The 22,902-nt window shown below is 62.4% G+C and carries 18 protein-coding genes, 1 tRNA gene and 2 riboswitches; of the genes, 9 read left to right on the top strand and 10 right to left on the bottom strand.

Annotated features, from left to right (window positions below; all coding sequences use genetic code 11):
- Nucleotides 1–211 precede the first annotated feature (211 nt).
- Nucleotides 212–514, bottom strand: coding sequence for an H-NS histone family protein (locus tag BMW76_RS26320; protein WP_090870554.1), 303 nt, complete (start codon nucleotides 512–514; stop codon nucleotides 212–214).
- A gap of 286 nt (nucleotides 515–800) precedes the next feature.
- On the opposite strand from BMW76_RS26320, the gene aqpZ reads away from it, so the two are divergent.
- Together aqpZ and BMW76_RS26330 are read left to right on the top strand one after the other, a co-directional pair.
- The gene (gene aqpZ / locus BMW76_RS26325) at nucleotides 801–1,550 is read left to right on the top strand and encodes an aquaporin Z (RefSeq protein ID WP_090870556.1); all 750 of its coding nucleotides are present in this window, start codon (nucleotides 801–803) and stop codon (nucleotides 1,548–1,550) included.
- A gap of 359 nt (nucleotides 1,551–1,909) precedes the next feature.
- A complete protein-coding gene (locus BMW76_RS26330) occupies nucleotides 1,910–2,236 on the top strand; it encodes a hypothetical protein (RefSeq protein ID WP_090870558.1) in 327 nt (108 codons plus the stop codon).
- A gap of 175 nt (nucleotides 2,237–2,411) precedes the next feature.
- On the opposite strand, the gene BMW76_RS26335 is transcribed toward BMW76_RS26330, so the two are convergent.
- Together BMW76_RS26335 and BMW76_RS26340 are read right to left on the bottom strand one after the other, a co-directional pair.
- On the bottom strand, nucleotides 2,412–3,233 hold the full coding sequence (locus tag BMW76_RS26335; RefSeq protein WP_090870559.1) for a Cof-type HAD-IIB family hydrolase: 822 nt from the start codon (nucleotides 3,231–3,233) through the stop codon (nucleotides 2,412–2,414).
- A gap of 153 nt (nucleotides 3,234–3,386) precedes the next feature.
- The gene (locus tag BMW76_RS26340) at nucleotides 3,387–4,271 is read right to left on the bottom strand and encodes a BadF/BadG/BcrA/BcrD ATPase family protein (protein WP_090870561.1); all 885 of its coding nucleotides are present in this window, start codon (nucleotides 4,269–4,271) and stop codon (nucleotides 3,387–3,389) included.
- Between the two features lie 97 nt (nucleotides 4,272–4,368).
- Between BMW76_RS26340 and BMW76_RS26345 the strand changes: the two genes are divergently transcribed.
- Nucleotides 4,369–5,022 carry a DNA-3-methyladenine glycosylase I gene (locus BMW76_RS26345; protein WP_177200503.1) on the top strand — a complete coding sequence of 218 codons (654 nt, stop codon included), beginning with the start codon at nucleotides 4,369–4,371 and terminating at the stop codon, nucleotides 5,020–5,022.
- Between the two features lie 209 nt (nucleotides 5,023–5,231).
- Here the strand turns inward: BMW76_RS26345 and rpsU are convergent, their stop codons facing one another.
- Entirely contained in the window at nucleotides 5,232–5,444 is a 213-nt protein-coding gene (rpsU, locus tag BMW76_RS26350; RefSeq protein ID WP_006050883.1) for a 30S ribosomal protein S21, read from the bottom strand.
- Between the two features lie 653 nt (nucleotides 5,445–6,097).
- Here rpsU and BMW76_RS26355 point away from each other — a divergent pair.
- The 3 genes from BMW76_RS26355 (at nucleotide 6,098) to fliD (ending at nucleotide 9,490) form a co-directional block, all read left to right on the top strand.
- Nucleotides 6,098–6,394 carry a flagellar protein FliT gene (locus tag BMW76_RS26355; protein WP_090870565.1) on the top strand — a complete coding sequence of 99 codons (297 nt, stop codon included), beginning with the start codon at nucleotides 6,098–6,100 and terminating at the stop codon, nucleotides 6,392–6,394.
- A 707-nt stretch (nucleotides 6,395–7,101) separates the two neighbouring features.
- Nucleotides 7,102–7,920: a flagellin domain-containing protein gene (locus tag BMW76_RS26360; protein WP_090870567.1), complete on the top strand. Its 819-nt coding sequence runs from the start codon at nucleotides 7,102–7,104 to the stop codon at nucleotides 7,918–7,920.
- Between the two features lie 136 nt (nucleotides 7,921–8,056).
- On the top strand, nucleotides 8,057–9,490 hold the full coding sequence (gene fliD, locus BMW76_RS26365; RefSeq protein ID WP_090870569.1) for a flagellar filament capping protein FliD: 1,434 nt from the start codon (nucleotides 8,057–8,059) through the stop codon (nucleotides 9,488–9,490).
- A gap of 91 nt (nucleotides 9,491–9,581) precedes the next feature.
- Here the strand turns inward: fliD and BMW76_RS26370 are convergent, their stop codons facing one another.
- From BMW76_RS26370 to BMW76_RS26385, 4 genes are all read right to left on the bottom strand, one after another.
- Nucleotides 9,582–12,077: a tetratricopeptide repeat protein gene (locus tag BMW76_RS26370; protein ID WP_245763398.1), complete on the bottom strand. Its 2,496-nt coding sequence runs from the start codon at nucleotides 12,075–12,077 to the stop codon at nucleotides 9,582–9,584.
- Nucleotides 12,078–12,079: 2 nt separating this feature from the next.
- The gene (locus BMW76_RS26375) at nucleotides 12,080–13,900 is read right to left on the bottom strand and encodes an O-linked N-acetylglucosamine transferase, SPINDLY family protein (RefSeq protein ID WP_090870571.1); all 1,821 of its coding nucleotides are present in this window, start codon (nucleotides 13,898–13,900) and stop codon (nucleotides 12,080–12,082) included.
- Between the two features lie 207 nt (nucleotides 13,901–14,107).
- Nucleotides 14,108–14,926, bottom strand: a complete 819-nt coding sequence (locus BMW76_RS26380) for a hypothetical protein (RefSeq protein WP_090870573.1) — start codon at nucleotides 14,924–14,926, stop codon at nucleotides 14,108–14,110.
- 72 nt (nucleotides 14,927–14,998) lie between these two features.
- Entirely contained in the window at nucleotides 14,999–15,679 is a 681-nt protein-coding gene (locus tag BMW76_RS26385) for a class I SAM-dependent methyltransferase (protein WP_090870575.1), read from the bottom strand.
- A gap of 183 nt (nucleotides 15,680–15,862) precedes the next feature.
- Here BMW76_RS26385 and BMW76_RS26390 point away from each other — a divergent pair, with 183 nt between their 5' ends.
- On the top strand, nucleotides 15,863–16,639 hold the full coding sequence (locus tag BMW76_RS26390) for a glycosyltransferase family protein (RefSeq protein ID WP_245763399.1): 777 nt from the start codon (nucleotides 15,863–15,865) through the stop codon (nucleotides 16,637–16,639).
- A gap of 532 nt (nucleotides 16,640–17,171) precedes the next feature.
- On the opposite strand, the gene BMW76_RS26395 is transcribed toward BMW76_RS26390, so the two are convergent.
- Nucleotides 17,172–17,247: transfer RNA gene (locus BMW76_RS26395), tRNA-Arg, on the bottom strand.
- Between the two features lie 334 nt (nucleotides 17,248–17,581).
- Between BMW76_RS26395 and BMW76_RS26400 the strand changes: the two genes are divergently transcribed.
- Nucleotides 17,582–18,514, top strand: coding sequence for a c-type cytochrome (locus tag BMW76_RS26400; protein ID WP_090870579.1), 933 nt, complete (start codon nucleotides 17,582–17,584; stop codon nucleotides 18,512–18,514).
- Nucleotides 18,515–18,602: 88 nt separating this feature from the next.
- Here BMW76_RS26400 and BMW76_RS26405 read toward each other — a convergent pair whose 3' ends face one another.
- A complete protein-coding gene (locus tag BMW76_RS26405; RefSeq protein WP_090870581.1) occupies nucleotides 18,603–20,690 on the bottom strand; it encodes a UvrD-helicase domain-containing protein in 2,088 nt (695 codons plus the stop codon).
- 378 nt (nucleotides 20,691–21,068) lie between these two features.
- Between BMW76_RS26405 and BMW76_RS26410 the strand changes: the two genes are divergently transcribed.
- Nucleotides 21,069–22,118, top strand: a complete 1,050-nt coding sequence (locus BMW76_RS26410) for an oxidoreductase (RefSeq protein WP_090870583.1) — start codon at nucleotides 21,069–21,071, stop codon at nucleotides 22,116–22,118.
- Between the two features lie 402 nt (nucleotides 22,119–22,520).
- Nucleotides 22,521–22,630, top strand: a riboswitch (glycine riboswitch).
- 50 nt (nucleotides 22,631–22,680) lie between these two features.
- Nucleotides 22,681–22,824, top strand: a riboswitch (glycine riboswitch).
- The last annotated feature ends 78 nt before the right edge of the window (nucleotides 22,825–22,902 follow it).

Here is a 22,902-nt window from a genome sequence, read left to right on the forward strand (position 1 = left end):
TTCAAATCGCTTCAAGAAAAAGCCGCCCCCTCGGGCGGCTTTTTTTATTCCGATCGATCAAACCGGACCAGTAGTGGAAACGCTTTCTTAAATGCACTTTAACGCCATCAGTGCTTCCTCGTATCTCGAACGCCTTTGGCCGCAATTAAGGAATCCGCATGCGGCGCATACAGCCTGATCACCTTCAAATGGCTTTCATCGTCTGACCTGATTACGCCTCGCCGATCAGAAAGCGCTCGCGATTTTTGCCGGCAATCCACTTGGGCGGCTTTCCCCGGCCGCTCCATGTGCTTCCCGACTTCGGGTCCTGATACTTGGCGGGCAGCGGCGCCTTCTTGGGCGGGCGCCCACGGCGGGCCGCCTCTACAAAACCGAGGTCATTGGCGCTCAGTCCGTACTCCGCGATTTTCTGGCGGATTTCGGCAATCACATTGCCGACTTCATGACGGCGCGCTTCGTCCGCTTCTGCCTGCAAGCGAGCAATTTGCGCCTTGAGATCTGCGTATTGCGACATTTGGGCTCCCCTCTTTTTTCTAAAGTGGTTAGCACGGAGATTAGCCGGTGCAAACGAAATTCGCAATGGAGATGAATACGCCTATCAAAAGTTTTCGTCTGAGTAATTTATTAAATCCGATTGAATCGTTCAAAGAGCCGGCTTTTATCACGAAATAATTCCGCGTTCGTGAATGACAATTCTTGACACTCCGTTTCCTCAACGGTGCTTAAAATTTCCGCTCGCAAGCGCCGTAGCGCGCGCTTCCTATCCTTCAATTCCCACGCACTTATTAGGATTACATACGATGAATCTCTTCAAGCGCCTAGCGGCGGAGCTGTTCGGCACCTTTTGGCTCGTTCTCGGTGGCTGCGGCAGCGCCGTCCTCGCCGCAAACTTCGCAGGTCCTGTTCACGGCCTCGGCATCGGTTTCGTCGGCGTGTCGCTTGCGTTCGGCCTAACTGTTCTCACAATGGCCTATGCCATTGGCCATATTTCCGGTTGTCATCTGAATCCGGCGGTGAGCGTCGGGCTGACCGTCGCCGGCCGCTTCCCGGCACGCGACCTCGTGCCGTACGTCGTCGCGCAAGTGATCGGCGCCGTACTCGGCGCCTACGTGCTGTCGGTCATCGCTTCGGGCAACGCGGACTTCCATCTGGTCTCCAGCGGTTTCGCGACCAACGGTTATGGCGAGCGCTCGCCCGGCCACTATGCGATGCCGGCTGCATTCGTCTGCGAAACGGTGATGACGGCATTCTTCCTTTTCATCATTCTCGGCGCCACCGACAAACGCGCGCCCGCCGGCTTCGCGCCTATTGCGATCGGCTTGTGCCTGACACTGATTCACCTTGTTTCGATTCCCGTCACCAATACGTCGGTGAATCCGGCGCGCTCGACGGGTCCCGCGCTCTTCGTCGGCGGCGCTGCTGTCGACCAGTTGTGGCTCTTCTGGGTCGCGCCCATTGTCGGCGCCGTGATCGCGGGCATCGTATATCCGCTCGTTGCAGGCGACACCCGGCAATCCGAAGACCCGCAAGGTACGCGGGTCACAGCCTGAAGTTCGTTGATCCGTCTAATAGAAAACGGGGCGCTGCAGCGCCCCGTTTTTGTTTGTTTGCGAGCAGGCGTTCCGCATTAATAGATGGTTCAAATGTAAGGCAGGTTTACGGTCGCATTTACTGCGTCCGTATGAGCAATCTGGCCGACGGAAGATCCAGCTCGCTTTGGCCCGCCACGACTGGGCCGGCGCGTGGCGCTGCCGCTCGCTTGTCGGCATCGGCGAGTCCGACGTTGGAAAAGCTTTCGCGGTGCGCATTGCCCGCTTTCACTTCGTAACAACCTGTCGCAGCCCAATCCGCCGACGATGCGTAGATTGAACCTGTACGGCAAACACGCCGCATTCACAGGAGAAGCAACATGAAGCGCATCGTCACTCACGTGCTCGTCGCAGCTGGACTCGCCGCTGGCGCATGCGGTGTCGCACAGGCGCATACGAATCTGAGCATCGGCTTGTCGCTCGGCGCGCCCGCTCCGGCGTACGTCGCACCGGCGCCGGTGTACGCGGCTCCGCAACCTGTCTATTACGGCAACCGGTACTGGGGCGACCATCGCTATGACGGCTATCGCTACCGACACGACCGCGACTGGAACCGCGGCCGCGGCTGGGATCACGACAACCGTTGGAATGACAACCACGGCAACCACTGGAACGAGAACGGCCGTGGTTGGGGGTACCACGACTAAGGTCTCGACGAGGCCGTAATCGAGGGATCGGGGCAAGTGAGGAAGCCCTCGTCAGGTAGCGCCTCGCGATGAGACCTCGGGCGCACTCCAACGCCGATTTCTCGACGCCTTGCATGGCGCGCGTCCCGTTCTCGTAATGGGCCGCGCGCCGTGTGAATCGGATGCGTTGTGGGTTTTACGCAGTCAGCTCGTCATCGAGTTCGAAGAGCTTACGCAGATGGTGCGCGACGGCCGCTTCGAAGTTATTGCCGATGCGCGGCACGTTCGGCAGGCGCGCGATCAGATCGGGATTCGCGTTGTTCATCATGAACGGATGGCCGACCGTTTCGAGCATATCGATGTCGTTCATGTTGTCGCCGAACGCGACACACCTGGCCACCGATATGCTCAGCCGGTCAAGCACGAACTGCAACGCGCGCCCCTTCGACACATTCGCTGTCATCACCTCAAGACAATCCGGCAGCGAGTAAGTGACGTACAGCGCCTCGCCGAATGCCCGCTGAAGATTGGCCGCCACCACGGCGAGATCGGCCGGGTCGCCGATGTAGAGCGCCTTCGCGATGTCGGCGCCGTCGTGCTGCTGAAGATCGATTACGTTGTAAGTAAAGCCCGAGTCCTGGTGATAGCGCAGCAGGTGCGGCGCATCGCGGTCGATCAGCCATTCGCGGTCGGCGAACAGGTTGACGATCACGCGCCCGTGCTCACCCGCGATGTCCGGTTTGATCAGTTGCTGAACGACGTTCGGACGAAGGTCGTCGGCGAAGATCATTTCATCGTCGGGCGCATGAACGCGCGCGCCGTTCGATGTGATCAGATACGGCCGGATGCCCAGCACATCACGAATGCCAGCGACGTCGCAATAGTGGCGCCCGGTCGCGATGACGATGGGCACGCCCTGCGATTCGAGCGCACGCATTGTGCTGATCGTAAAAGGATCGACCTGATGGTTGCTGTTCAGTAGCGTTCCATCGAGATCACTGGCGATGACTTTGTACATGGGAAGGCGGGCAGGCGGCGTCTGAGAGCATCTATTTTATCGCCTCCGGGCGCGCGCCTTTCCGTTCACCGTTCACCGTTCACCGTTCACCGTTCACGGCTCGCGATCGACGCGCTCCTCCGGCGTCGAAGCGCTTATCCGGCGCCGAAGCGCTTACCCGGCGCCGATTCGCGCGGCCTCGCGCTGCGCGAGTTGCAGCGCACCGTGCGCCGAGTCCGCAATCGGCGCGCGCAGACGCGCGCGAAACGGCGGTGGCACATACTCGCTCAATGGCTTTCCGAGCCCGCCGCATAGCGCGACAGGCAACTCTCCCGACGGGTCAAGCGCGGCAATCATCTTGCCGATCTCCTCGCCGGCTTGCCGGAGCAGCCGCGCCGCAAACGGGTGCTCGCGATGCGCGACGACGACAGGCGCAAGGCTCGCATACGCCGTCTGATTCGCGTCGCACAACCATACGACGAGTCCGTCGCGATCAGTTGCGCCGACATGCTCGACAAGCGCTTTCGAGAACTCGTCGGCGGGAACGCGACCGTCGAGCGCCTGCTGCGCGTGCACGATCGCGCGCAAGCCGAGCCACGCGCCGCTAGCTTCGTCGGCGGACGGATAGCCATAGCCGCTGACCATGCGGCTTGCGCCGCCGCGGTCGAGCCCGGCCGCCACACTGCCCGTCCCCAGCGCGACGATCACGCCCGGCTCGCCACCGTGCGCGCCGAGCAGCGTGGTATAGGCATCGCTTTCGATTGCGAGTCCGGCCAGCGCGGGCGCCTCTGCGCGAAACGCAGCCAACCAGTCCCGGTTGTTGACGCCCGCAAGTCCACAGCCAATTACGCAGCGCGACCAGTCTGCGGCAAGGCCGGCACGCTCGAACGCCTGCGCGCTCGCGGCGAGGATGGCTTCCCAGGCGCGCTCGACACCCAGACCGAGTCCCGATGGCCCGGCCGTGCCTTGCGCGAGTTCGTGACCTGCGGCGTTCGCCAGCACGACGCGCGTGCCGGTGCCGCCACCGTCGACGCCGATCAGATAGAGGTTTTGGTTCATCGATGTGCTCAGTGATGTCTTATGGCATAGCGTGGCAGGTCCGCCCGCTCGCGACAATTAGCCGAATGGCCAGGTTGCGGCCGCATTCCGTTCCGCTATGCTGGCGTGGCCTGATCGACGGACGATCAACCAACCATGCAGGAGCCTGAACGTGGCTGAGCAGCGATGCAACTGGGCGACGAGCGAAGCGCTCGCACACTATCACGACACCGAGTGGGGCGTCCCCTCGCGGGATGACCGGCATCTGTTCGAAATGCTGGTGCTCGAAGGCGCGCAGGCCGGACTATCGTGGTCGACGATACTGAACAAGCGCGACGGATACCGGCGTGCCTTCTCTCACTTCGAGATCGACAAAGTCGCCCGCTTCTCCCAGCAAAAGCTCGACGCACTTGTACTGGATGAAAGCATCGTGCGACATCGCGGCAAGATCGAGTCGGCGGTGACGAATGCAAAGGCCGTCCAGCAGATCCAGGTGGAGCATGGTTCATTCGCGGATTTCGTGTGGTCGTTCGTCGACAACACGCCGATTCAGAATACGTGGACGACATACAAGCACGCGCCGGCGTCGACGGAAGTATCGGATGCGCTCAGCAAGGCGCTGAAACGCTACGGCTGCAAATTTGTCGGCACAACCATCTGTTATGCGTTCATGCAGGCGGTGGGCATGGTCAACGACCATCAGACGGACTGCGCCTGCCGTATGCGATGCGCGACGCTCGGCAAGAAAGGGCGCACGAAAATGTCGAAGTGATGCGTTCGGCGCCGATCTCGTGAAGGTTGTAGTGCGCGCTCATGTCGCGCCGTTGCAACACAAAACGCGTTCGCGATTTCTGCGTGTCGCGGCAGACCACCATATCCGGGTCCTATTCCTCGAACGATGACCCCAAAGTGAAAACGGCGGTGTGGCTTCTTTCGAAGCTACACCGCCGTTTGGCGTGCTTTCGCGTGCCGGAAGCGTGCTTAGTGCAGCTTCTTCGGCAGCATCTGGCTGCGCAGGCGCTTGTGCAGGCGCTTTACTGCAGCTGCCTTCTTGCGCTTACGTGCCGTCGTCGGCTTTTCGTACGACTGGCGCTCACGCAGTTCTGCGATCAGGCCATTTTTTTCGATTGCGCGGCGGAAGCGGCGGATTGCCACTTCGAACGGCTCGTTTTCCTTCAGAAGAATCGTCGTCATGTAATTCCTAAATACGCTTGATACGGTTAATGGCGTGGCGGTTAGCCCACTCACGCGCCGGCCCTCCGGTCGTTCCAGACTCTGGCGAAGCACAACTGAAACGAGAGGCAAAGCGGCCACGGAGGCCGGAAAAGAGAGGTGGGAGTTCACCGCGAAACGCGGGCAGCGCACGTTGCAGCGCCGCGCCTAGCTAGCGTTTCGCCACCAGCAACCCATGACGAAACGAGCAAAGATCTCAATTCACTCCCGATGATATCAGGAAATGATACTGCCGGCCAGCGTTTGTTGATCGTGGTCAGGCACTTGGCGCGCCCGGACGCCCAGACGACTGAAGCGCCCGTGACGTCCGTTGATTGATCGCCTTTAAGAAAAAAGCGCCAGACTTGCGGGTTGCCCCACTTGAGCGTCGCAGAAAAACCTCTGCCGTCCGGCTGTCCATTGCACATTCGTCTACGCCGCAGATCGAGCCGGCGATCAAACCGATTATCTCAAAGTTGAGGCGCTACGACCGCGCAGCACACCTACGACGACGACGCCTAAAGTTTGCCAGCGTCGCGCCGTCAACCATGGGAAGGCGGTCGACGCGGCCCGAATGCGGCGAAACTTCGCGACAGCGCGACGCTGAAGGAGTCCAGCCTCCAACCGGAACCGACATGACGATCGAAGTGCTCACCCGTGTCGTGCAGTTGACACACGAAATTCACGCCGCAGTTAGCCAGCGCGACTGGCTGCGCGCAGAGACGCTCGTCTCGGAACGCTCACCCCTGCTGATGTCGCTGAAGCAGGAACAGCCTCCACATGCGCTCGCGCTCATTCGTGAAATCCAGACTCTGGACGAGCAAATCAGCGAAGCCGCTCGCGTCGGCCTCGATACGCTGACGCAGGAAAACGCGAAGGCGCGGCAACGAATTCAGTCGGTCCGCCAATATCACACCATCGGCATGCTATAGGCGCAGGTTCACGAGGACCGATCGCCTTGAGACGCAGTGCGGGATGCGCTCGTCAACAAAACGTCGGCCGTCGCAAAAACTAGCCAGCCGGCATCAACATCGCGCGCGACGAATTGCGTAATCGCATGGAACGCGAATACTCCGCGCACCACCGCCCGTCCGTCGGGCGACCGTCGAGCCCACCACCTGTCGCAGAAGCCTGCGCCATAGCGCGGCAATCTGGTCATTCCGGCTTCACGCACTGGCGAAATAGCAATGTGACGAAGCGGTGTGCCGGCATCGGGAGCGGCCCGATGTCTGGCGCCCCTGCGGCGCGTGAAGCCGAGGCAGCTGTCCGACACTCGAAATCCGCAGTACGCAATCCGCTCCGCAAATGGCACCCAAAGCCACGCAACAGCAACCGCGAAACGACCGGTCGCCGACTCACCAGCCAGCTCAATTCGCCTTGCCTCTTCCCCGCCGCGCTCGACGAAGCCAGCACAGAACGCTCATTCTCAGCGCCGACCTCTTCACGCCCGCCACACCTCTCCGGTCGGTCCGATCGGCCATTCGACCAGCGCTTGTTCACACATACGCATCGATGGCTCCCTAAAGTTTTTTTCTGCACCGCCGTCAACCAGGACAGGCGGCGCCATTCGCAAAAAGCAGCGCGACGCCGGTAGCCAAAACCAGTCATCTCCTGGCGCTTAGCATACGAGGACGCAAAAATGCTGAACATCAACACCAACATCATGTCGCTGACCGCGCAGCAGAACCTGTCGGGTTCGCAAAGCGCGCTGTCGCAAGCCATCAATCGCCTGTCGTCGGGCAAGCGCATCAACACGGCAGCTGACGATGCCGCAGGCAATGCAATCGCTACGTCGCAAACGGCGTCGATCAACGCGCTGAACCAGGGCGTTGCAAACGCGAACGACGCGATCTCGATGGTGCAGACCGCCAACGGCGCGCTGAGCTCGACGATCGACAACCTGCAACGTATCCGCCAGCTGGCAGTTGAAGCAGGCGACGGCTCGCTCGACTCGAACGCACTGAGCGACCTGCAAGCGGAAGTTTCGACGCGTCTGCAGGAAATCAACCGCATCGCCGGTCAGACGACGTTCAACGGCCTGCAGATCCTGTCGAGCGCCGGCACGGTCAACTTCCAGGTCGGTGCGTTCTCGGGCCAGACCGTTGGCATCAACTTCGGCGCTTCGGTGTTCGACAGCTCGGGCCTGAGCGTCAGCGGCGTCGACATCAGCACGAGCGCAGGCGCGCAATCGGCACTGTCGCAGATCGACGCGGCACTCGCAGCGATCAACACGTATCAGGCAGCGCTCGGCGCACAGCAGAACACGCTGTCGGCTACGGTGACGAGCACGCAAACGGAATCGACCAACATGAGCGCCGCACGCTCGCAGATCACCGACGCTGACTTCGCGCAAGAAACGGCGAACCTGAGCAAGGCGCAAGTGCTGCAGCAAGCTGGTATCTCGGTGCTGTCGCAAGCGAACTCGCTGCCGCAGCAGATCCTGAAGCTCCTGCAGTAATCGCTTGAGCTGCGCGCGTGCAGCATCGCACCGCGCAGCCTGATTCAATGCATCGACACCGACAGGAAGGCTCGCCTTCCTGTCGGTGTTTCAGCCGATACCGTCCTGCCCGACACAGCCGAGCGGAGCTACCAACATGACGACCACCACGACGAGCACGACTTCCACGACGACAACCGATCTGTCTTCCCAACTGGCGGCAGCGGCACAGTCGATCATCAGCGGCGCGACCAACTCGACGATGGACGTCAATTCGCTCGTTCAGACTCTCGTGGCGGCGAAGACGGCTGGTCAAAGCGCAATCATCACCAACAAGCAGACCTCGGACAACACCGAGCTTTCGGCAGTCGGTCAGATCAAGTCGGCGCTCTCTTCTCTCGATACCGCGCTGGCGGGTTTCCTGAACGGCACTGCGCTCGCGCAGATGCAGGCGGCCGTCACCGGCACGGGCGTGACGGCAACCACCGGCACGGGCGCCGTGGCGGGCACCTATTCGGTCGCCATCACGAACGTGGCGACGGCCAGCACCGCGCGCCTGAACCCGATCGCAACGGGAACCACGTTCAACGCCGACACGCTCAGCATTCAGGTCGGCTCGGGCGCTGCAACCAGCGTCACGATCAAGGCCGGCGCGTCGCTTACCGACGTGGCGAGCGCGATCAACAAAGCCAACGCCGGCGTGTCCGCAGCCGTCATCACGTCCACCGACTCGTCGGGCAACGTCAATCAGTACCTCACGCTCACCTCGACGCAGACCGGCTCGAACACGGCGATTTCCATTTCCGATTCGGGCGGCGCCAATGCAGCACTCGCGTCCGTCCAGTCGAGCACGGCCGGCGTGGACGCGAACGTCAGCGTCAACGGCATTCCGACGACCAGCGCCAGCAATACTCTCACTAATGTACTGAGCGGCGTCACGCTGGATATTTCGGGCGCAGCGGCGAATAGCACGCAAACGCTCACCGTATCGGCCAATACGTCGGCATCGACCGACGCGATCCAAAGCTTCGTCACCGCGTACAACAACTATGTGACGACGGCCAGCAAGCTCTCGTCGTACGATTCGAGCACGTCGACTGCCGGTCCGCTGCTCGGCGACTCGATGACGAACGGCATCACGAACGGCCTGGCCTCGCTGATCAGTGCGGGTGTCAAAAGCGGCACCACCACCTACAGCCTGGCGTCGATCGGCCTGAACCTCCAGCCGGACGGCACGCTGACGGTGGACAGCACCGCGCTGCAAACCGCGCTGACGTCGAACCCCACAGCCGTGAACGCGATCTTCAACAGCGGCACCGGGATCGGTGCGAAGCTGGATACGTTCATGTCGTCGTACATTCAGACGAGCGGCATCATCGATCAGCGCACGCAGGCGTTGAACCAGGACCTGAGCAACCTGAAGGACCAGGCGACGCAACTGACCGATTACTCGAACGAACTGACCGCGCAATACACCGCGCAGTTCAGCGCGCTGAACACCCTGATGGCGCAGATGCAGAACAACACGAACTATCTGACGCAGCTGTTCGGTGGCAAGGACAGCGCCGGCGCGCTCGCGACCAACAAGTAATCGGACGGCCGCGCAGCAGCGCAGGCATGACGCCGCAAAAAGCTGCGGCCAGCCGGTCAAACCGGCTGGCCGCAGTACGTAGCGTCACGCTTCAGACAGCGGACCGAGTATTCAGATGCAGTTCCCACATCCGATGGAATGCGTCGACGAGGTTGTTCGCAAAGCGCGGCGCATCGCACATCGGCGATAGCCTCGTCTGCTCGCGCAGCCCCGCACGCAACGCTGCCAGCCGGTCCGGGTCGGACGCGAACGCAACCGCCTTCTCGACGTACGCGTCCTTGTCTGCCGCCACCCATTCGCCGAGCCCGGCCGCATGAAGCAGGCTTTCGCAGATATGCGTGAGAAAGCGATCGCCCTTCAAGCCCAGCACCGGCGCGCCCATCCATAGTCCCTCGGCCGTCGTCGTGCCGCCCCCATACGGAAACGGACTCAACGCGATATCGAGGCGATTGTATGCCTCCAGATATTCGACGCGCGACGACTCGCCTTCGAGAATCAGCCGGCTCGCGTCGATGCCATGGCGCGCGAAACGCTCGATCGTCTTGATCTGCAGATAGTCGCTGCCCAGGCCGATCGCCTTCAGGAACAGCTTCGAGTCCGGCACCCGATGCAGCACGCGAGCCCACAGCGCCACGACATCGTCCGTCACCTTGATGAGCTTGCCGAAATACCCGAAGGTGACAAATCCGTTCCGTTCCATCGGCAGCGGCCCGACATCCGGCGCATTGTCGGGCGGGGTGAAGCACAGGTAACTGTCGGGCAACCGCCACGCCTTCTCGACGAAGTGATGTTCTTCGCTTTGCGGCAACGTATGCGGATCGCCGATGAAGTAATCGATGAACTCGCAGCCGGTCGTTGCGAAGAATCCCAGCCAGCTGACCTGCAGCGGCGCCGGACGCCACGCGAAAACCGGCAGCGCGGTGAACGCCGTATGGCCGGACAGATCGATGAGGATATCGAGGTTGTCGTCGCGAATCTTCTCGGCAGCCTCCAGGGTCGACAGCTTCTCGATCGAATGCCACGCGGAGAAATGCGGCTTCAGGCGCGCCGTGATCGCGTCGTTCTTCTTGTTGAACGTCACATACGCGATCGGATCGATACGCGTGCGGTCCAGATGCCCCATGATGCTTTCGAGGAAGATGCCGACAGGATGGCCGCGCAGGTCGCCTGATACGAAACCGATCCGCAGCGGCCGCTTGCCGTCGTACGAAGAAGGCGCGTGCGTGAACGGTTTAGCCCCGGCGGCCGCCAACTGGCCATAGCGCACGGCATGCTCGCGCATGTCGAGCGCGGAATAACGCGGCGAGCCCGGCATCGTGAACAGCAGGCGCGCATAGGTCTCGATCGGATCGCATCCGAGTTCCAGCGCCTTCACGTGCATCTCGAGGCCTTCTTCGATCGCCCCGCGAGCCTGCAGAATGTCGCCGAGCGACAGATACTTCGCAGCGCTTTTCTCGCCGATCGACAGTGACTTGTTGACCGCCTCCAGCGCTTCATCGAGCTGACGGTCCTCGCGCAGCGCATTCGCGAGCATCAGCCATGCGTGATCGTCCCGGGGTGATAGTTCGAGCGCGTGACGAAGACTGAGAATCGCGGCCGGCTGTCTCTCGAGGTGGTAATAGATCAGGCCCAGGCCACGGTAGGACGGCTGATGCTCCGGATCGAGTTCGATCGCCCGCCCGCAGGACTTCAGCGCATCCTCGTGGCGTCCAAGACCGCACAGCACGCTGGCCAATGTGCAGTGCGCGTCTGCGAACTCCGGACTGATCAGGAGCACTTCGCGGCACTCGCTCTCCGCTCCGTCCAGGTCGCCCGTGTCGCGCAGCACGCAGGCGAGCGTGTTGCGCGCCTCGACATCCTCGGGACTGAGCGCCTGCCGAAGGCTCGCGAGCGCGTCGGCCAGCTCGCCGCGCTCGCGCAGCAGCAAACAGAGGCTGTGATGCGCGGCCCAAAGATTCGGCTGCAACGCCACGGCCTTGCGGAAAAGGTCGATCGCCAGTTCCGGCTTGTCCTGCTCGCGCAAGACGTTGCCGACGTTGTTGTACGCAACCGCATATTCCGGATTCAGCTCGATCGCCTTGCAATAGCTGGCCAGCGCTTCGTCGAGTTCACCCATGTCATGCAGCGCGTTGCCGAGGTTGTTGTACGCCTCCGCATATCCCGGTTGCAGGCGAATGGCTTCCGCGCAGGCGCGCATCGACGCATCCGGCTGCTTCGCCTGACGCAGCGCATTACCGAGATTGTTATGCGCTTCCGGATAGTTGAATCTCAGGCCCAGCGCACTCTTGTAGCTGACGATCGCCTCGTCGAAGCGGCCGAGATCCGCCAGCACGTTGCCGAAATTGTTGTAGTAGATCGCGTCGGGCCGTACCGCGAGCGACTGCTCGATCAGCTTCACGCCGACGTCGGTCCTGTGCAGCTGGCACGCGAGCAGTCCGAGAAAATGCAGCGCATCCGGCTGCTGCGGGTCTGCCCGCAGCACGTCCTCGTACAGCGAACGTGCGGCATCGAACCGGCCAGCGCGATGATGGCCGAGCGCCTGTTCGATCGACGCCGGAATATCGGCAATGCGTTCAACCTCGCTCATGTTCACGACGCCTCGTTTTTCGTCTGCAGCCGCTGCGCGAGGTTTTCATCCCACATTGCATGCAGGGCGTCCTCCAGGTGGCGCGCGAAGCGCGGTGCATCGCACAGCGGCGACGCGAGCACCTGCGCACGCAGCCCGGCGCGCAGATCGCCCACTGCCTGCAGATTGGCGGCGAACGCAACGGCTCGCCCGATGTAGTCGTCGCGGGATTGCGCGATCCACGTATCACCGAGTCCCGCCGCATGCACGATGCTCTCGACGATGTGCGAGACGAAGCGATCGCCGTGCATGCCGAGCACGGGTACGCCCATCCACAGGCTCTCGGCCGCTGTCGTGCCCGACGAGTACGGGAACGGGCTCAGCGCGATATCGACGCGGTTGTACGCATCCAGATAATCGCCGCGCGCCGAGAACCCTTCGAGCAGCAGTTGCTCCGCGCCGATCCCATGCATCGAGAAGCGCTTGAGCGTCGTCTCGCGGATATCGTCGAAGTCGAGCTGTGCGGCCTTCAGCAGCAGGCGAGAGCCCGGCACGCGGCGCAGGATCGCCGCCCACGTCGCAACGACGACATCGGTCATTTTGGTGAGCCGGCCGAAATAGCCGAATGTGACGACGCCGTTTTTCAGCGCGGGCAACGGGCCGACTGCCGGCGCGCGGTCCGGCGGCGTGAAGCACAGGTAGCTGTCCGGCAGCCGCCACGGCTTTTCGACGAAGTGATGTTCTTCGCCCTGCGGCAGCACGTGACGGTCGCCGAGCAGGTAGTCAATCGCCTTGAGCCCCGTGCTCGCGAAATAACCGGGCCAGCTGACCTGAACGGGCGCGGGCTTCCACGCGAACAGCGCAAGGCGGTTGTGCGTCGTATGCCCGGACGCATCAATTAGTACATCGATCTTGTCGTTGCGGATCTGCTGGGCAGCGGCGAAGTCGCGGATGCCCGCGATCGACTGCCAGCTGTTGAAATGCGGCTTGAGGCGGACGGTCAATTCGTCTTCCTCCCGTGATGTCTGGTAAGCCACCAGTTCAACGCGGGCGGGATCGAGACTCTTGACCACGTTCTCGAGAAAATACCCGACGGGATGACACCGCAGATCCGACGACACGATCCCGACGCGCAACGGCCGTTCGGTGCGCGGCGCCATGCCGACGAGCCAACTCCGGAACGGCTGGGCCGCCTCTTCCACAACCTGTGCAAACTTGCGCGCCTCGTCCAGATACTGTTCGGGCGTCGTGCCCGTGGCGTAGTTCAACGCAGTCAGCCGGTTGCTGCGCGGCTCGAGCTCAGCCGGGGCCCGCTCGGTGGCGATCTGCCATGCCTCCAGCGCCGCCGGCAGCTCGTCCAGCGAGAGCAGCACATTGGCGAGATTGTTGTACGCGCGTCCATTGCCGGGCTGCAATTCCAGCACCTTGCAGAACGACTGCACCGCATCGTGATACTGCTTCAGCCCACGCTGCGCGATGCCGAGGTTGTTGTAGGCGTCGGCGTGCTCCGGCTGCATCTGCGTGACCAGCCGGAAACATTCGGCAGCGGCAGCCACCCGGCGATGCGCCGCCATCACGTTGCCGAGCGCGAAGTAGTAGTCCGGCTTGGGATCGCGACTGATCGCCTCCATGATCAGGTCCGCCGCCCGCGCATGCTCGCCGCTGCGATACGCGACCATGCCGCGCAGATTCAGCGCGCCGGCATGCGCCGGATCGATGGCGAGCACTTCACGGCACAGCTCGTCCGCTTCGTCGAGCCGGTCGCTACGGCACAGTGCATCGGCGCGCGACAACAACTCGTCCGTCGTCTCGCCGCTCAGGTCGGCAAACTTGAATTCGCTCATGAATAGATGTTTCCGTCGAAAAACAATGCGGGAAACAGCGGGTTTAATCGGAAAATGACCGGACTGAAAAAACCCTGCTGCCAAATCGTGCACGCAGCACGCCATACTTCGATTCTGGCAACAGTCGACCTACGGCGATCTCTCGATTAAACCCCGCAAATGACCGCAATTCGCGGGCTTATGACGACGCGCGCGGCCGATGCCCGCTCACTGCGTGCCGGCCATCGTCCGCTGAAACAGCTCGCTCTGGCGTTGACGGAATACGGCGAGATATTCAGAGAAGCCCGTCTCGCGGACCGCGAACTTCAGGCCGTCGAGCATCAGCAATTCGGCCCCGAGATGTCGGATCGGGCTCGCCGAGGTCGGCATGGTCAGCGCGTTATAGTTTCTGACCCGCCACTGTGGCTGGGTGCACAGGAGCAGCGACGCCATCCGCTCGATCAGGAACACCTTTGCCGGCGCGGCGTCCTTTACGTAGGTCACGGACTCATTCAGCCCTTCAGCCAGTTCGCCCACACCGGATTCCGCAATCGCGAACAACTGGTCGCACAGGCCGATCCATTCGGCCCAGAAAGCCGGTTTGGCGACCAGGTAATTGCAGAACACGATCTCCTTCGACGTCATCACCAGCGTGTTGATGTCGAGTGAAGGCATGATCTGCTTCAGCGCGCCAACCAGCGTCGGCGCGATACCCGGATGCGCATGGCAGGCGTGCTCGAACACATTGAGGTAGAACGCGCCCACGTCGTAGAACATCGGAAACGTGACGACATCGACGTCGTCTGGCGTTTCCGCCAGAAACCGAAATACCGTTTCGGACGACAGCCTGCTCTTCGCGCCGAACTTAGGCGAAAGGAACCCGTATCCCTCGTTCGGGTTCAACGGGTTATTCAACAGGAACTGGCGGATGGGCCAGTATTCGTACCAGTCCGGGCGCCCGCCTGTGTTGTCGAGCGGAATGAATCCTGCATCGAGAGACGCGCGCGTCTCGCTGGAATAGAAAATCTGATAGACGTTCGCTTTCATTCGATCACTCATTTACGCGCCGCAACCTGCTACCCGGCGAGACCGATTTCCGGCACCAGCGCTCACCGCACATCACGCCTGCGCCGGCACTGCCTTGATCACGTATTGCAGCGGCAACGCATCGCGTACGGCCGCCTCGCCATCGCCGCCCGCCGCCGCGGCCATCGCCTTGATGACGGGAAGGAACGTTTCGCGCTGCGGCTCGTGGAAGATGCGGCGCGCGCCGTCCTCGATCCGGTAGCCGGTCTGCGCGAACATCTCGAGCATCGTTTGCAGCGTGAACCAGCGCAGATGCGTGCGATCGAGGAGTCCCATATCGGCGTAACGCAGATCGCCGTAGCTCAGGCGCGCCTGAATGCTCCAGTGCTGCATGTTCGGGATGCAGGCCACCACGTAGCCACCGTTGTTCGCGGTCAGCGCGGCATGAATCTTTCGCAGGACATTCCAGGGATCGCGCAGATGCTCCAGCACATCGGCAAATACGTAGCAGTCCGCGGCCAGATCGGACCTGAAGCGCGCCTCGTCGACCGACTCGATATCCAGAACGGTCACCTCGTCGCAATGCGCGCGGGCCAGTTCTGCATATTCGGGCACCACCTCGATTCCGATGTAATGCACGCTGGGGTTGAGCTTGCGGTACTCCCTCGCCAGCGCTCCCGAGCTGCATCCCACCTCGACAATCCTGCGGACGTGGTTCGGCATCAGTTTCAGCAGTTCGTCGTTGTGAATGTGATGGACCGGAGTCTGTTTCATGGCGAAGGGAAAGTAGATGGAGACGGGTGGCCCGAGTATAGGCAGCGACCGTCGCGTTCAATCCGCCAATCAAAGCGGACTATTGCACCTTTTTCGTTTGACCGACGGCCTGCGCGCCGCCTCACCGGTGCTCTCCGTTTTTTCGCCCAGTCCTTCGCCGATCCACACCCCTTGCCGTGGCCGATGAGGTATCGCATCATCGCCGGATTGATATGCGCTAGTCCGATTCAGGCGGAAACAACAACAGTGAAACCCATCAGGCTTGTTTGTGCGACCCGTTCGCCACGAGAAACGTTTTTGACGCACACCGCGCTCGGACTCTCGCTCAGTCTGTATCGCTTTCCTCAGGCCCCGGAGTTGCTGCTCTTCGATAACAATACGCGTGGACTACCGGTTGTTTATAACGTCGCGATCGATGCGGCGAAGAAAGATCCGGCGATTCTCGTATTCGCACACGACGATATCCTGCTCAACGATTTCTACTGGGTGGAACGCATTCGCGAAGCCGCGCAGCATTTCGATATTGCAGGTGTCGCGGGCAACCGGCGTCGCGTCGCACAGCAAGCGGCGTGGGCTTTCGTGAAAGCGAATCCCGATGTGGACGGATCGCAGCCCTCGCATTTCAATTGGGATCAGCCGCAATACCTGAGCGGAGCGGTGGGGCACGGCAAGATGTTTCCGTGCGAAGTCTCCCGCTATGGTCCTTCGGGTGTCGAATGCAAATTACTTGATGGCCTGTTGCTGATTGCCGATAGCGAAAAACTCGCTGCGCACGACCTGCGCTTCGACGAGCGCTTCGACTTCCATTTTTACGACCTGGATTTTTGCCGCCAGGCCGAACTGCGCAACATGAAAATGGGCACCTGGCCGATCAGCGTCGTGCATGAAAGCGCGGGCGCATTCGCGACCCCGCGGTGGCATGCCGGCTACAGAAAGTATCTGGAAAAATATGGCGAGTGATGGCCGGCGTTGAGGCGCATGCCCGCGTGAGATTCCTCGTGGGCGTGGCATGCGCTGATACGGCGCACTCGCACGCGCTGTCCGGATGCGCGGCGACCCACGCGTGCCGCTTCTCGTGAATCTTCAGCACGCGCGCGACCATCTGCGGATATTGCTGGACGAACGCCTTGTTAATGTTTAGAAACCCGTAGTTATCGAATTCGACGTTTGCGATACAGCAAGTGATTGCCGTCGTCGATCTGCGCAACGGCCAAGAGCGGGTCGAGCTAGACCCATACGTCGACTTTGCCATTCTCGAGCGCTACGCGGCCCGTCTGAATGCTGGAGGTCAGGCGAGGCCCGAATCATGCCCGTTTTTTTCGTGACGACAGAAATGGTGACTGCAGCCGTGAGCCACCCCGTCGGTTCGATGGATGCAAATGGAGCACGCTGAGGCAGAAAAGCCCGAAGTCGCCGTAAGCACATCGCCGTTTCCAGAGAGAGAACCGGAACGAGAGAATGAATGCAAAACCGCGGGGAGGTAAGTCGGAGATGGCGCGCCCGGCTGGGATCGAACCAGCAACCCCTGCCTTCGGAGGGCAGTACTCTATCCATTGAGCTACGGGCGCATTCGGCGGAAATGCTCGGCGAAAAGCGCTGCAAAATCACAGGGTTGATGCGACATGCGGCGCCAGAGCGAGACCGAGAGGATACCTGTTTTCAGGCGACCCGTCCACCGCGGTCCCGACCGGTGCGGTCCGCCGAGCCGTCGAAGGCGATGTCCAGTCAGTCGCAAAAAAGCGCCAGAACCGAAAAAAGTCCGCGTAAACGCCTACTGAACACGCTTCCGGCCTGCGCACCGGCGCCGAAACCTTCCGTCTATAATCGTCCGTGGCTTATCAAGAACAAAGTCGTTGCCGTCGCGCTGTACCGCTCACAACACCCATGGGAGACGAGACAAGCATGAGCGAAGCACCACACGGAGCCCCGATCAAGACCCCCGGACAGCTGATCGCCGCAGTCATCGCCGGCTTTGCTGTCCCCATCGCCATCATCGTTCTGCTCGCCTACTACGTCGACAACTCGACTCGCACAGGCGCTGGCACCGATGGTCTGTCCGACGCCGTCGTCGACTCGCGCACCGCCCCCATCGCCAAAGTCGACATTCGCGACGCCAACGCGCCGCGCGTCTACAAGACGGGCGAGGAAGTGTACAAGGCCGTCTGCTCGGCCTGTCACGCGGCGGGCGCGGCGGGCGCGCCGAAATTCACCAACACGGGCGACTGGGCGCCGCGCATCGCTCAGGGCTTCGACACGCTCTGGCACACCGCGCTGACCGGCAAGGGCGCGATGCCCCCGCGCGGCGGCACGAGCCCGGACGACTACAGCGACTATGAAATCGGCCTCGCCGTCGCTTACATGGCGAACAACGCGGGGGCGAAATTCGCCGATCCGCCGAAGCCCGTGCCGGGCCAGCCGGCCGCAGGCCCCGCGGGCGCATCCGGCGCGGCAGCCGCTTCGGGCGCCGAAGCCGCATCGGGCGCAGCAGCAGGCGCGTCCGACACCGCCAGCGCACAGGCCGCCGCCGCGATGGCCGCGATGAAGAATGTGCCGCAAACCGCCGCACCCGCATCGGGCGCGCAAAGCGCGGACGCATCGCAGGCGGGAAAGGCGCTGTATCAGCAGGTCTGCCAGGCCTGTCACGCGGCGGGCGTGCTGAATGCGCCGAAATTCGGCGACAAGGAAGCCTGGGCGCCGCGCCTGAAAGACCCGATCGACACCATCTACAACTACGCGCTGCACGGCAAGGGCGCGATGCCGCCGAAGGGCGGCTCGAACGCATCGGACGCGGACGTGAAAGCCGCCGTCGATTACATGATCAGCGCGGCGAAATAAGCAGCGCGCATCTTAAGCCCCAGCCGCAACGAAAAATCCCCGCCTCGTGCGGGGATTTCTCATTCATGCGGCATGCGCGGCCCGCGCATCACGCCTTCTGCAACAGCGCCTTCAGACTCGCGAGCCGGTCTTTCGGCGTCATCGGCGCTTCTTCCGGCGTCGGCGGCGGCGCTTCGTCGAGGCCCATTTCGGGGATGAAGCGCGACGGCTCGCACACCACCGTTTCACGCGCCCGCTTGCGCTTCTTGCACCAGTTCAGATGCAGGCTGCGCTGCGCGCGCGTGATCGCAACGTACATCAGCCGACGCTCTTCCTCGATGCGCGCATCGTCGATGGGGCCATCGTCCTCGGTGCCGCCGCGATGCGGCATGATCCCTTCCTCGACGCCCACCAGAAACACGTGCGGATACTCGAGCCCCTTCGACGCATGCACCGTCGACAGACGCACCGCATCCGGGTCTTCGTCCTTGCCTTCGAGCATCGACATCAATGCGACCGTCTGAATCAGACCGAGCAGATTCTTGCCGGTGTCAGAGAGCCCGTCGGCGGTGTCATAGCCGGTCTGCTCCGCACCTGCTTCCGGTTCAGGCTTCGTGCCCTTCCGCTTGAGCCACTCGAGAAACTCCAGCACGTTCTGCCACTTCGCCTGGGCCTGGCGTTCGTCGAATGCGTCGTACAGGTACGCTTCGTAGTGGATCGCTTCCATCATGTCGTCGAGCACGGACGTTGCTGCATCTTTCTCGGCGCGGTCTCGCAGACGCCGCATGAAATCGCAGAACACGCGCAGCGGTTCGACCTGCCGCGCCGACAGCCGCGCCTCGATGCCGCCCATGTACACCGCCTCGAACAGCGACACCTTCGCCTGCCCCGCGAACGCGCCCAGCGCTTCGAGCGTCGTGTTGCCGACGCCTCGGCGCGGCGTCGTGATCGCGCGAATGAACGCGGGATCGTCGTCGGCGTTAGCGATCAGCCGCAGATACGCGCAAATATCCTTGATCTCGGCCTTGTCGAAGAACGACTGGCCGCCCGACAGCACATACGGAATGCGCTCGCGGCGCAGCACCTGTTCGAAGATGCGCGCCTGGAAATTGCCGCGATACAGGATCGCGTAATCGCGAAACTGCGTGCGGCGCTCGAACTTATGCGCCGACAGCCGGAACACGACGGACTCGGCTTCGTGCTCTTCGTCGTTGCACCCCGTGACGGTGATCGTGTCGCCCATGCCGTGCTCGGACCACAGCTTCTTCTCGAAGAGCTTCGGATTGTTCGCGATCACGTTGTTCGCCGCCGTCAGGATGCGCACCGTCGAGCGGTAGTTCTGCTCCAGCTTGATCACGTGCAGCTTCGGGAAATCCTTGCCGAGCTGCGCGAGGTTTTCGAGCGTCGCGCCGCGCCAGCCGTAGATCGCCTGATCGTCGTCGCCGACGGCCGTGAACGCGGCGCGCGGGCCGGCGAGCAACTTCACCAGTTCGTACTGGCACGCGTTGGTGTCCTGATACTCGTCGATCAGCAGATAGCGCAGCTTATTCTGCCAGCGGTCGCGCACCTGCTCGTTCTTCTTGAAGAGCTCGGCGGGCAGGCGGATCAGATCGTCGAAATCGACGGCCTGGTATGCGTGCAGCGTCGCGACATAGTTGCGATAGACGATGGCCGCCTGATGCTCGTCCTCGTTCGACGCAATCGCCATCGCCTCTTCCGGCATGATGAGCCCGTTTTTCCACAGCGAAATAATCGTCTGGATCTTGCGGATGAAGCCCTTGTCCGTCGAGCCGACCTGTTCCTGGATCATGCCGAAGCAGTCATCGGAATCCATGATCGAGAACTGCGGCTTCAGGCCGACGTGCTCCGCCTCCTGGCGCAGGATCTGCACGCCGAGCGAGTGGAACGTGCACACCGTCAGCTGGTTGACGGGCACCTTGCGGCCTTCCTTGCCGGGCGCCGTCAGTGTCTTGCCTTCGAGCAGCTTGCCGACGCGCTCGCGCATTTCCGCGGCGGCCTTGTTCGTGAAGGTCACGGCAGCGATATGACGCGGCTCGAAGCCTTTGTTTTCGATCAGGTGGGCGATCTTCTGCGTGATCACGCGCGTCTTGCCGCTGCCCGCGCCCGCGAGCACGAGGCAAGGACCGTCGAGATAGCGCACCGCTTCGCTTTGAGCGGCATTCAGGCCTGCGGACATCGTGTGTGGATCAGAAATGAATTGAGGGCGCTGCCCGACGAACGAGCGGCGCGGGAATATGCGGCGAGACGGCTTGAATGGCGCATCGTGTTGCGGGTGCACAGAGGCGGGTGCATGGCGCTTGCCGAACGATCCGCCGCGCTTCCGTCTTGCATCTATCTCTTGCGCCACGCACTTGATTCCATGCGCTTTTTGCCGTTCGCGTGAGAACCGCGATGTTAACACGAATGCTCTCGCGAATGCCTCGGCTCATGCCTTCACGACAGCAGCGACGCAGCGTGCGCTGAAGCCGTACGCCGCGAGCGCAAGCGCGTCCGTGCCACAATTGCGCCGTTGCGCGCCGGCCCCCGCGGCGCGCCGCTTTTGCAGGGAACACGCATGTCTTCATCGCTGAAAATTGGCTTGATGGGCTACGGTTTTGCCGGCGCCACCTTTCACGCGCCGGTGATCGAGCACTGCGGACGCGCGAGTGTCGCCGCAATCGCCACGGGACAACCCGACAAGGCTCGCGCCGACTATCCGAACGCGCGCATCGTCGCCGACATCGACGCGCTGCTCGCGCTGGCGGACATCGAATGCGTCGTGATCGCGACGCCGAACGACACGCACTTCGATCTCGCGCGCCGCGCGCTCGAAGCGGGCAAGCACGTTGTCGTCGACAAGCCCGTCACGCTCACGGCCGCCGACGCGCGCACGCTCGCCGATCTCGCGCGCAGCGAGGGCCTGCTGTTCGCGCCGTTCCACAACCGCCGTTGGGACGGCGATTTCCTGACCGTGCGCGAACTGATCGCAAGCGGAGAGTTGGGCCGCATCACGCATTTCGAATCGCATTTCGATCGCTTCCGTCCGGGCATCCGGCAGCGTTGGCGCGAGGAGGCATCGCGCGGCGGCGGTTTGCTGCTCGACCTCGGCCCGCATCTGATCGACCAGACGCTGACGCTCTTCGGCACGCCCGAGACGGTCTATGCGTCGGTGAAGGCGTATCGCGACAATGCGAGCGCGCCGGACTACGTGCACCTGCTGCTCGGCTACGCGACCCATGAAGTCGTGCTCCACGCGAGCGCGCTGACGGCGATTGTCGCGCCGCGCTTCACAATCCACGGCACACGCGGCAGTTACGTGAAGAACGGTCTCGATACGCAGGAAGATCAGTTGAAAGCGGGCCTGCGCCCCGGCGACGCCGGCTTCGGCGGCAGCAACGAGGCGGGCACGCTGCGCGTGCTCGAAGGCGAACAGGAAGTGCAGCGCGAACTGCCGACGCGCGACGGCGTCTATGTCGAGTTCTATCGCGCGCTGGCGGCTTCGATTCGCGACGGCGCGCCGTTCCCGGTCAGCGCGCAGGATGCCGTCGACGTGATGACGATCATCGACCTCGCGTCTCGCAGCGACAAGGAAGGCGTGCGGTTGCCATTCCGGCGCGGCGTGTGAGCTTGGGATAACGCTACGCCTGCGTTTTGCCTTGGTCCCGACGATTTCGCCCAGGCGTTCGTCGGGCCTGTAGCACCATTCAGGGTTCCGCGTCGCGCGGAACGCTTGCCGCCGGCCCGCACGGCGGCGGCCTCACGGGCGACGAGCAACGCGTGCTGAATCAGGAGCTCGATACGGCGGCCGCGGGCATCAATCGCTGATCTGCAGCTGGTCATCGGAAAACGCGGCACCTTACCGGCGGCCGCGGTTTATTCGCCCATTGTTCAGGCAAATCGACCGCTGGAAGCGCGGTTTCTCCAGCCGATTTTTGATGCGCGACGCGCCGCCGCCATCCCGCGACGCGCGTCGCACATAGAGTCGAAACCTTTATTTGACAAGCCTCCCACCGTCGCGTACATTCGCCGCACGCGTCGGGAGAGCGCGCCACCTGCTGTCGTCTTGAGCACACAGCAGCCAGCGCCGCCGAAGGGGCACACCCGCAAACTCTCAGGCAAAAGGACCGAACGCGTCGAAAAAACCGCTCGTCATCTCGTCCTAACGACTTAGTCGAATGAGCGCGCGTTTTTCGCACTCTGGAGAGCGGCAGTAGCGCCGATGCACACATGCTGCACGCGCAAGCTGCCCACCGAAGGGGCGCGCGCAACGCCAGCCAGCCACTCGCTGACGGCGGCGCAATCTCTCAGGTATCGAGGACAGAGGGGGCATGCAGTAATCGCTCGTTGGCCCACAGTGGGATCAGGCCGCGAGGGGTTTCGCCGCATGGCCTTTCCTGTTAGCGACGCCC

The organism is Paraburkholderia diazotrophica (assembly GCF_900108945.1).
In the GTDB taxonomy this organism is placed as follows: Bacteria; Pseudomonadota; Gammaproteobacteria; order Burkholderiales; family Burkholderiaceae; genus Paraburkholderia; species Paraburkholderia diazotrophica.

Coding starts and splice junctions, on each gene's coding strand:
- aqpZ (WP_090870556.1), top strand. CDS start 801: ATGAATCTCTTCAAGCGCCTAGCGGCGGAGCTGTTCGGCACCTTTTGG.
- BMW76_RS26385 (WP_090870575.1), bottom strand. CDS start 15,679: ATGAAACAGACTCCGGTCCATCACATTCACAACGACGAACTGCTGAAA.
- BMW76_RS26375 (WP_090870571.1), bottom strand. CDS start 13,900: ATGAGCGAATTCAAGTTTGCCGACCTGAGCGGCGAGACGACGGACGAG.
- BMW76_RS26400 (WP_090870579.1), top strand. CDS start 17,582: ATGAGCGAAGCACCACACGGAGCCCCGATCAAGACCCCCGGACAGCTG.
- BMW76_RS26345 (WP_177200503.1), top strand. CDS start 4,369: ATGCTGGCGTGGCCTGATCGACGGACGATCAACCAACCATGCAGGAGC.
- BMW76_RS26320 (WP_090870554.1), bottom strand. CDS start 514: ATGTCGCAATACGCAGATCTCAAGGCGCAAATTGCTCGCTTGCAGGCA.
- BMW76_RS26370 (WP_245763398.1), bottom strand. CDS start 12,077: ATGAGCGAGGTTGAACGCATTGCCGATATTCCGGCGTCGATCGAACAG.
- BMW76_RS26340 (WP_090870561.1), bottom strand. CDS start 4,271: ATGAACCAAAACCTCTATCTGATCGGCGTCGACGGTGGCGGCACCGGC.
- BMW76_RS26390 (WP_245763399.1), top strand. CDS start 15,863: ATGAGGTATCGCATCATCGCCGGATTGATATGCGCTAGTCCGATTCAG.
- BMW76_RS26335 (WP_090870559.1), bottom strand. CDS start 3,233: ATGTACAAAGTCATCGCCAGTGATCTCGATGGAACGCTACTGAACAGC.
- BMW76_RS26330 (WP_090870558.1), top strand. CDS start 1,910: ATGAAGCGCATCGTCACTCACGTGCTCGTCGCAGCTGGACTCGCCGCT.
- BMW76_RS26405 (WP_090870581.1), bottom strand. CDS start 20,690: ATGTCCGCAGGCCTGAATGCCGCTCAAAGCGAAGCGGTGCGCTATCTC.
- rpsU (WP_006050883.1), bottom strand. CDS start 5,444: ATGACGACGATTCTTCTGAAGGAAAACGAGCCGTTCGAAGTGGCAATC.
- BMW76_RS26360 (WP_090870567.1), top strand. CDS start 7,102: ATGCTGAACATCAACACCAACATCATGTCGCTGACCGCGCAGCAGAAC.
- BMW76_RS26355 (WP_090870565.1), top strand. CDS start 6,098: ATGACGATCGAAGTGCTCACCCGTGTCGTGCAGTTGACACACGAAATT.
- BMW76_RS26410 (WP_090870583.1), top strand. CDS start 21,069: ATGTCTTCATCGCTGAAAATTGGCTTGATGGGCTACGGTTTTGCCGGC.
- BMW76_RS26380 (WP_090870573.1), bottom strand. CDS start 14,926: ATGAAAGCGAACGTCTATCAGATTTTCTATTCCAGCGAGACGCGCGCG.
- fliD (WP_090870569.1), top strand. CDS start 8,057: ATGACGACCACCACGACGAGCACGACTTCCACGACGACAACCGATCTG.